Source organism: Segeticoccus rhizosphaerae (assembly GCF_005222685.1).
GTDB lineage: Bacteria > Actinomycetota > Actinomycetes > Actinomycetales > Dermatophilaceae > Segeticoccus > Segeticoccus rhizosphaerae.
This window is the reverse complement of record NZ_SWMA01000002.1, coordinates 294,775-303,977: the sequence shown is the minus strand read 5'-3', so window position 1 is coordinate 303,977 and position 9,203 is coordinate 294,775. Positions and strand designations below refer to the sequence as shown.

The 9,203-nt window shown below is 70.9% G+C and carries 7 protein-coding genes and 1 tRNA gene; 2 read left to right on the top strand and 6 right to left on the bottom strand.

What is annotated here, in order from left to right:
* Window positions 1-36 precede the first annotated feature (36 nt).
* Window positions 37-765: a C40 family peptidase gene (locus FCN22_RS02885; protein WP_137120011.1), complete on the top strand. Its 729-nt coding sequence runs from the start codon at window positions 37-39 to the stop codon at window positions 763-765.
* Window positions 766-856: 91 nt separating this feature from the next.
* Window positions 857-1,582: a DsbA family oxidoreductase gene (locus FCN22_RS02880; RefSeq protein WP_137120010.1), complete on the top strand. Its 726-nt coding sequence runs from the start codon at window positions 857-859 to the stop codon at window positions 1,580-1,582.
* Here the strand turns inward: FCN22_RS02880 and FCN22_RS02875 are convergent.
* The 6 genes from FCN22_RS02875 to FCN22_RS02850 all read right to left on the bottom strand — a co-directional run bounded on the left by FCN22_RS02875 (window position 1,543) and on the right by FCN22_RS02850 (window position 8,926).
* Window positions 1,543-2,583: a hemolysin family protein gene (locus tag FCN22_RS02875; RefSeq protein WP_137120009.1), complete on the bottom strand. Its 1,041-nt coding sequence runs from the start codon at window positions 2,581-2,583 to the stop codon at window positions 1,543-1,545. The two genes, FCN22_RS02880 and FCN22_RS02875, sit on opposite strands and share 40 nt — an antisense overlap.
* Window positions 2,580-3,926, bottom strand: a complete 1,347-nt coding sequence (locus FCN22_RS02870; protein WP_137120008.1) for a hemolysin family protein — start codon at window positions 3,924-3,926, stop codon at window positions 2,580-2,582. The genes FCN22_RS02875 and FCN22_RS02870 overlap by 4 nt, the downstream gene beginning before the upstream one ends.
* Before the next feature lie 132 nt (window positions 3,927-4,058).
* Window positions 4,059-4,829, bottom strand: a complete 771-nt coding sequence (locus tag FCN22_RS02865; protein WP_137120007.1) for an SDR family NAD(P)-dependent oxidoreductase — start codon at window positions 4,827-4,829, stop codon at window positions 4,059-4,061.
* A 43-nt stretch (window positions 4,830-4,872) separates the two neighbouring features.
* On the bottom strand, window positions 4,873-6,858 hold the full coding sequence (locus tag FCN22_RS02860) for a S9 family peptidase (RefSeq protein WP_137120006.1): 1,986 nt from the start codon (window positions 6,856-6,858) through the stop codon (window positions 4,873-4,875).
* 115 nt (window positions 6,859-6,973) lie between these two features.
* Window positions 6,974-7,046, bottom strand: a tRNA-Arg gene (locus FCN22_RS02855).
* Between the two features lie 185 nt (window positions 7,047-7,231).
* Window positions 7,232-8,926, bottom strand: coding sequence for an APC family permease (locus FCN22_RS02850; protein ID WP_137120005.1), 1,695 nt, complete (start codon window positions 8,924-8,926; stop codon window positions 7,232-7,234).
* Window positions 8,927-9,203 lie beyond the last annotated feature (277 nt).

Genomic DNA, 9,203 nt, shown 5'->3' with positions numbered 1-9,203 from the left:
AGGAGTCCCTGCCCGAGCCGGCGGATGAGCTGCTGAGTGAGCACGTCCTGCATACCGAACGTGGCACCGGCGGCCGCAGCCCACCGCGCCGCCGCGCCGGTGCCCGCTGTCGCGAGCCCCGCCGTCGCGGCGAGCGTGGTCTCGCCGCAGTTCGGCCAGGTCGGTTTCAAGGGCAACAAGGCCCCGAAGCCGGAGCCCGTGGAGGCCGCCGCGCCCGAGATCGAGCGGACCACGACCGCACCGAGCCGGTCCACCGAGCGCGAGTCGGCCGCGGAGCGTGAGGCGGCCGCGGAGCGTGAGGCGGCGCAGCAGGCTGAGGCCGAGCGTGAGGCGGAGCAGCGTGCCGCAGCCGAGCGTGAGGCGGCTGAGCGGGCGGCCGAGCAGAAGAAGGCGGAGGAGCAGGCCGCTGCCGAGCAGGCCGCGCCGGCGCCTTCGGGTGTGCTCGCCATCGCCGCGCGCTACGTCGGCACTCCCTACGTCTACGGCGGCAGTTCTCCTTCGGGCTTCGACTGCTCCGGCTTCACCCAGTATGTCTTCGGGCAGGCGGGCATCAGCCTGAGCCGCACCACCACCGGACAGCAGGCGCAGGCGACGCCGGTCTCCGACCCCCAGCCGGGTGACCTCGTCTTCTTCGGCTACCCCGCCCACCACGTGGGCATCTACGCCGGCGGCGGGATGATGTATGACTCCGGTCGCCCCGGGGTCCCCGTCCAGAAGCGCGCGATCTTCTACAGCAGCGGCGCCGTCACCTTCGGACGCGTCTGACCGACCGCGACGCTCCTCGATGGCTCCTCACCGCACACGCGGTGCGGGGCCATCGGTGTCCCCGGGCCCGGGTTCTTGGGACACTGGGGCCATGAGCATCCCGGAGCAGGCCCCCGCACAGCACCGGCTGCAGGTGGAGGTGTGGTCGGACCTGGCGTGTCCGTGGTGCTACGTCGGCAAGCGCCGGCTGGAGCGCGCCGTGCGCGGGTTCGAGCACCCCGGGGAGGTGCTGGTGCGCCACCGCTCCTTCGAGCTGGACCCGCGTCGGCCGGACCGGCGCCCCTTCGTGCAGCACCTGGCCGACCGGTATGGCGGGCCGGTCGCCGCGCGCGAGGTGGGCACCCGCGTGAACGAGGCCGCGCGCGAGGAGGACCTGCGCTTCGACTTCGAGCGCGCCGTGCAGAGCAGCACCTTCGACGCGCACCGGCTGTGCCATCTCGGGCTGGACCAGGGAGGCCCGGCGCAGCAGGCAGCCGTCCTGGAGCGATTGTTCACCGCGCAGTTCGTGGAGGGCAGGCACCTGGACGACCCGGACGCGCTCCAGCGACTCGGTGCCGAGGCCGGGCTCGACGAGGTGCTCCTCGCCTCCGTGCTCGCGGGTGAGGAGTATGCCGAGCAGGTGCGCCAGGACGAGGCCCTCGCCGTGCAGCTCGGGATCTCGTCGGTGCCGTACGTGCTGGTCAACGGCAGCGTCCGGGGGGAGGGGCCCCAGTCGGTCGACGAGCTCGTGGCCCTGTTGCAACAGGCATGGCGCGGGCTGGGCGGCCCGCCGGCGGCTCAGCCGGACCCGGACGGATCGGTCTCGTCCTCGAACTGACCGAGGACCTCCTCGAGCAGGTCCTCGAGGGCGGCCAGACCGGCGATGGCGCCGTCCCGTGCCACCAGGGTCAGCTGTGCGTGCTGTTCGCGCATCCGGGTGACAGCGTCGATCAGGGGCAGGTCGGCCGGCAACACGAGGAGGCCCTGACGCAGCTCCGACACCGTGCAGGGCGTCCCGCCGCCGTTGCGCTGCACGGCATCACGCACGTGCACCAGCCCCTGCGGCGTGCCGTCCTCCAGGACGATGAGGCGGGAGCGACCGGTGTCGCGGCTCACCCGTTCGACGTCCAGGGACGAGGCCGAGGCGGCGATGGTGACGGCGTCCGCTATGGGCCGCATCAGCGCGCCGAGGGTCTTCTGCTCCAGCCACAGTGCCCCACTGAGGAACCGGTGCTCGTGGTCAGGGAGGGCCCCGTGCTCGTGTGACTGGGCGAACAGCAGCTGCAGCTGGGCCGGGGCGTGCGCGCGGTCCACCGTGTCCCGTGGGCTGACGCCGACGGCCCGGACCAGGACGTTGGCGAGAGCGTTGAACAGGCGCAGGGCCGGCCGGACCGCACGGGTGAAGCCGCGGAAGGGCAGGGCGAGCAGGAGCGCCGAGCGCTCGGGGTGCGAGATGGCCCAGGACTTGGGCGCCATCTCGCCGATCACCATGTGCAGGAACACGACCACGACGACAGCGAGCACGATCGCGACGACGCCGCCCAGCTGCACCGGCAGGCCGAGCGCGCGGAAGGCCGGGTCGAGCAACGTGGCGAGAGCGGGTTTGGCCAGCGCACCGAGTCCGAGCGTGCAGATGGTGATGCCGAGCTGGGCGCCGGCGAGCATGAGCGACAGCTCGCGGCTCCCCTCGTAGGCCGCTCTGGCCGCTCGGCCGCCGTCGGCCGCCAACCGCTCGAGCCGGTGCGTCCGGCTCGCCACGAGGGCGAACTCCGCGGCGACGAAGAAGGCGTTGGCGACCAGCAGCCCGAGGGAGACCAGGAGCGCGACGGCGAGGTTCATCGGTCCGCCCCCTGGTCGCTGCGCTGTCGGGCGAGAACCGTGAGCGGCACGTGGCGGTTCACGGCCAGCACCTCGAGCTCGGTCGTGGAGGCTGGTTTCCCCGCGCCCCGCGCCGCCGCGCCGTCCAGCTCGATGACGTCACCCACCTCTGCGGTGCGGCCGAGCCGGTCCAGGACGAGACCACCGAGGGTGTCGAAGTCCTCGTCGTCGGGCAACGGGAGGCCGGTCTGGGCGACCACCTCGTCGATCCGCATCCGGGCCGGCACCTGCCAGGCCCCGTCTGGACGCCGCTGGATCACCGGCTCGTCCGCGTCGTCCTCGTCGAGGATCTCCCCGACCACCTCCTCGGCCACGTCCTCGAAGGTGATCACCCCGGCAAAACCGCCGTACTCGTCGACGACCACAGCCATCTGGCGACGCTCTGCCCGCAGCCGCTCCAACACCGCGGGCAGCGGGAGGCTGGTGGGGAGCCGCACCGGTGGGGTGACGATCCGACGCACCGGTGTCGTGGACCGTTGCTCGACCGGCACCGCCAGCAGCTCCTTGACACCGACCTGCCCGATGATGTCGTCGACGTCGCGCCCGGTCACCGGGAACCGCGAGCTGCCGGTGGCCAGCAGCTCGGTCACCCGGCTGGCCGGCTCGTCGGCTCGGATGACGGTGACGTCGATGCGGGGGGTCATGACCTGTTCGGCCAGCAGGTGGCGGAAGGCGAGCGCCCGGTCCAGCAGTCTGGACAGGTCGGCGTCGAGGAGCCCGCGGGTGTGCGACTCGTGGATGATCCCCTCGAGGTCCTCCGGGGTCGCGCCCTGGGGCAGCTCCTCGATCGGCTCGATCCCGACCGCGCGCAGCAGCGCGGTCGAGGCGCGGTCGAACAGTCGGATGACGGGGCCGGCCAGCGCCAGGTAAAGGAGCGTCGAGCGGCTCAGCCAACGGGCCAGCACGGTCGCGCGGGAGATGGCGAGGTTCTTCGGGGCCAGCTCGCCGACCACCATCTGGACCAGTGTGCTGAACAGCAACGCGGCCGCCAGGGCGATCGAGAGCCGGTCGGTGCGGGACAGCCCGGTGAAGCCCAGTGCGTCGGCGAGCCCCTCACCGAGCAGGGGCTCGGACACGTAGCCGACGACCAGGGCCGTGACCGTGATGCCGAACTGCGCACCAGAGAGGGTGAACGACAGCTGTGAGGTGACCCGCAACGCTCGTCGCGCCGGTGCGTCGCCGTCCTGCGAGAGACGCTGCAACTCGCCGCGGTCGACGGCGACGTAGGCGAACTCCTGGGCCACGAAGTAGCCGGTCGCCGCGGTGAGCAGGAGGATGGTGAGCAGACCGGCGCCGATCAGCACGATCGCGCCGTTCCGGGAAGCCGGGCCGGACCCGGCTGGGTACTACAGGCGTCGTCCCCTGGGGCTTTCGTCATCACCGAATTCTAGACGCACGACGAGGGTGCTCCGGCGCGGCCGCGGTCATGCCCGCGGTCATCCCCGCGGGCGCGGCGCAGCGGGCGGCGTCGCCGGGCGCCCGAACAGGCGGGGCCACAGGCGAGCCGGCAGCAGTCGGGCGAGCTTCATCGGGATTGCCAGCCGCAGCGGGAAGGCGATCTCCACCCGGTCACGCTCCAGGCCGTCGCAGATGGCCCGTCCGGCAGCGTCGGGATCGATGGCGAAGGGCATCGGGAACCCGCCGGACCCGGCCAGCGGCGTCCGCACGAAGCCGGGGTTGACCGTCGTGACCCGCACCCCACGTTCGGCGACCTGCACCCGCAGCGCCTCCAGCAGGGCGATCTGACCGGCCGTGGCCGCACTGTAGGCCTCAGCACCGGCGACACCGCGGTAGCCGGCCAGCGAGGCGACCCCGGCGAAGGTCCCGCTCGAGCGGTCCAGCATGGCCGGCAGCACCGCGGCGACGGCGTTGGACAGGCCGACGAGGTTGACCTCGACCTGCCGCCGGAAGGCGTCGGCGTCCCAGTGGTCGACACTCGGGCGCTCCCAGGTGCCGGCGGTCACGACGACCAGGTCGATCGGGCCGAGCCCGGCGGCGACCTGCCGCGCCGCGGCTGCCAGGCCCGCGGCATCGGTGACGTCGGCCGGGACGACGAGCATGCGGCCCTCGGCCACCGCCTCGAGCTGGGACTGCCTCCTGGCCGAGACGGCCACGACCGCTCCGCGCGCCTGCAGCTCACGGGCGACCGCAGCCCCGATCCCGCTCGAGGCGCCCACGACCCAGGCGACCTTCTCGTGCAGGTCCATCCAGCCTCCCTCGTCGTCCTGGATCGTCTGCGTCCTGCTCGGGTCAGGTCAAGGTATCGGTTCGCGGCGGCGGGAAGTTGTCGATCTGGACCGCTGGCACCGGGTCGGCCAGCGTGAAGCCGAGCACCTGGCTGAAGAAGTACGCTTCCGCCTCGAGCGCGGCCACGATGTTCTCCGCCCTGCGGAACCCGTGGCCCTCACCTTCGAAGAGGACCAGCGACACCGGAAGTCCCTTGCGCCGCAACGCGTCGGCCATCAGCTCGGCCTGGCCTCGTGGGACGACCTCGTCCTCGGTGCCCTGCAGCAGGATCATCTGGCTGCCCAGCCGGTCGAGGTGCTCGATCGGTGAGCGGGCGGCATACGCGTCCTTGGCCTCGGGGTAGGGGCCGACGAGGCCGGTCGGGTACTGCGACTCGAACTTGTGCGTGTCACGGGCGAGGGCGGCGAGGTCTGAGATGCCGAAGTGGCTCGCCCCGGCCGCGAAGACGTCTCGGAAGGTCAGCGCCGCGAGGGTGGTGTATCCGCCGGCGCTTCCGCCGTGGATGGCGAGCCGGGCGCGGTCCACCCGTCCCTCGTCCGCCATCGCCACGGCGCCGGTCGCGCAGTCGTCGACGTCGACGAGGCCCCAGCGGCCCTTGAGCCGCTCGCGGTAGGCGCGGCCGTAGCCGGTGCTGCCGGAGTAGTTGACCTCCAGCAGCGCGAACCCACGGCTGGTCCAGTACTGGTCGGAGGGGGAGAAGGCCGGCGGCGCCATGCTGGTGGGGCCGCCGTGCGAGGAGACGATGAGCGGGGGCAGCTCGCCTTCCGGGGCCGTGAAGTCGGCGTTCGCCGGCCGGTGGAAGAAGCCGTGGACGGTCTCACCATCGGTGTTCTGCCACGACACCCGTTCGGGCCGGCTGAGGTAGCGAGGGTCGACCCGTTCGTCGCTGGAACGGCGCAGCACCTCGGTCGAGCCGTCGACCAGGCTGACCCGCACCACGGCAGACGGCGCGTCGACGAACCCGCCCATGAAGACCACCTGGTCGGCGGCGACGGCAAGCGAGCCGTATGCCGTGGCGCCGGTCTCGAGCAACCTCACCTGCCCGTCGGCCGGGTCCAGCAGGCCCATCCGGGCGAAGCCGTCCTCCAGCCAGGTGCACACGACGCGGCCGTCGCCGGTGAACCCGTAGGTGCTGGTGCCGAGCTGCCACTGCGGTTGCCCGAACTCACGATCCAGAGACAGGAGCGGCGACGCCGACGACTCCGGGGAGGTGAGGTCACCGGCATACAGGTTGGCGAAGCCGGTGTGGTCGGAGAGGTGCACGAGACGCCCGTCCGGCGCCCAACGCGGTTCGCCGACCGTCCGGCCGGGAGCACCGGCCCAGATCTGCCGATCGGTGAGGTCGCCTGCCGCGTCGAGGGTTCCGAGCCACACCGTGGTGTCGTCCCACGGCATGTTGGGGTGGTCCCACTGCAGCCACGCGAGGTGGGTGCCGTCGGGGCTGAGCTCCGGCCCCACCACGAAGTCGGTGTCGCCGACGAGGACGGTGCCGCCGTCGCCGTTCGGCCCCTCGAGGTCAAGGCGCACGAGCGTGTTGACCGGCTCGGCCTGTGGGTCGGAGTGGTCCTCGCGCACCGCGTAGGCGACCCCGCGCTCGGTGTCGAGCCGCAGGTCGCCGTAGCGCAGGGTGCCCTCGGGCGTGATCGCGTGCGGTGCGGGGTCGTCGCGGTCGAGACGGTAGACGCGCTGGTCGACGAAGTTGACGAACAGGACCAGCCCGTGCCGGACGGCGTAGGCACCGCCGCCGTACTCGTGGACGCGGGAGCGCACGTTGTAGGGCCCGGGTGTGACGTCCTGCCGTGCGCCGCCAGGGGTGCACCGGACCAGCACCGAGCGCCCGCCGTCGCCGGGCCGCGACTCGATCCAGTAGACGTCGCCGTCGTCGAGTCGCACTGCACCGAGGCCCACGGTGTCCCCGGCCACCGACGCGGCACTGACCGGGGAGCGCCAGGCGCCGAAAGGACGGGTGACGGGAGACGAGGTGGTCATGGCCGCCACTCTGGTGGACATCGATCGCGCCCACAACCCGGCCGCACGGTGCCCACGTCGGCGGGCCCGAGCTGACCGCGGCAAGCCCCTCGTCCTCCGGCCCCCTCACCATGCGTGCCCCCGGCAGGATTCGAACCTGCGACCTACCGCTTAGGAGGCGGTTGCTCTATCCCCTGAGCTACGAGGGCGGGGCGCAGCCGTCATACGAGATTGCTGCGGGGACGAGGCTACTGGATCCAGCCGGCCGGCCCGAACACTGCCCGAGGCCGAAGGCACCGTCCGTCGCTCGCACTCAGCTCGTCTTCTCCACCCTGCGATCACGTGATCGGAATTTGATGGTGACGTCTTCCGTCCGTGCATACACGGTCTTCGGTCAGGCTCCTGTGACCTGCACTGGCTCGTCAGGTTCCGCGAGGATCTGGCGTACCTTGTCACCCGGTAGCTGGGAGTACCACGCCACCGCGAGCACGATGATGGTCAGGATGATGTTGGCGATGATGCCGCCGTCGAACCCGTAGACGTTCGCCTGGCCGGCATCGGTCACGGCCGCGCCGGAGTAGCTGCCGAGGTAGCTGACCACAGTGATGCCGCCGAACCAGAGCAGCACCCACCAGCCGTGCTTGAGGTCCAGCTGCGGGGCACGACGGTTCGGGCCGCGATCCGTGAGCTCGAAAATCCCCAGGAACACGTAGCCGAGCACCACGGCCAACATCATCTTCCAGACCTGGTCCCAACCGGCCCAATACATGATCAGGTTGCTGGACAGCACCGCCAGGAAGACGATGACCCACGGTGCCTTGGACCGGTAGGGGCGCTCCACCTCGGGGACCTGCTTGCGGAAGGTGACCAGTGTGATCGCTCCGATGCCGAAGGACAGTACGGTCAGCGAGGTGACGATGCCGACCAGCGCCTGCCAACTCGGGAACGGCAGGAAGAAGATACAACCCACGATCCATGCGAGGATCAGGCTCGGCCACGGCACGCCGTTGTTGTTGACCTTCGCCAGCACGGCCGGCGCGTTCTTGTTGCGGGCCATCGCATACGACATCCGGGCGGTGACGCCGGTGTAGATCAGCCCGGTGTCACCGGGCGAGATGAACGCGTCGGCATACAGCAGGCCGGCCAGCCAGCCCATGCCGAGGACCGTGGCGAGGGTGGCCAGCGGGCTGAAGTTGCCCGCGTCGCTGCCGGTCTTGATCAGGCTGCCGACGTCGTGCCAGCCGTGTGCGGCCAGCGCCGACGGGTCCTGCGCGCCGATGAAGGCGATCTGCAGCAGGATGTAGAGGACGCCGCAGATCAGCACCGAGCCGATCAGCGTCAGCGGCACGTTCCGCTTGGGGTTGTTCGTCTCACCGGCCAGCTCGATGCCCTGCCGCCAGCCCAGGAAGGAGAACGCGATACCCGCGGCTGGGATCGCCTCGAACGCGCTCTTCAGGCCATAGGGCGCGAACCCGTTGCCGTCCTTGGTGTCGAGGCTGAAGTTCGTGAAGTGGAATGCGGATACGATCACCGCGACGATGACCAGCACCATCATGCCCAGCTTCCACCACACCATCACGTTGTTGATCCGCGCGAACCACCTGACACCGAGGTAGTTGACCGCGACGAACAGCGCCATCAACGCGATCGCGATGATCAACCCGGCGCCGGTGAGGGTGGCGTTGTCGTGCTCCAGCCAGTGCAGGTATGACGTGGCGTAGGTCAGCACGGCCGAGACCTCGACCGAGGCGACGGCCGCACAGGAGAGCCAGGTCACCCAGCCCGACGAGTAGCTGGCGAACGAGCCCCACGCGTAGTGCGGGTACCGCGCGACACCACCGCTGCGCGGGAACATCACGCCGAGTTCGGCATAGCTGAGGCCGATGAACAGGAACATGATCGTGCCGACGATCCAGGAGATGATCGAGGCCGGTCCGGCTTGCGCGGAGGCGTGCAGCGAACTGAACAGCCACCCGGAGCCGATGATGGAGCCGATCGCAGTGAAGAGGAGCCCGATCGTGCCGAAGTCCTTTTTGAGGCGAACGTCATCGCCTGCGGCCACGCCGCTGCCCTCGACCTTCATTGACATTGCATACTCCCGTCGTCCGGGGTCTGTGGACCTGAACGGTTGGCATCTGACGCCCGGACAGTTATCTGCCCCGTTCCTCTCGCCAGCAAACGTTGCAGCGAACCTGCCCACGATGCTCCACCGCGTGTGCTGGAACGGCACCCCGGTGGCCGGTGAGCGCTCGCAGACGCTGCTGGCCGTGCTCGCCCAACACCGGGGGGGCGCCACCACCGCTCAGCTGGTCGCCCTCGACGCGGACCGCGGGCTGCCGGGAGATCGATGCCGTCGCGTGGGTGGG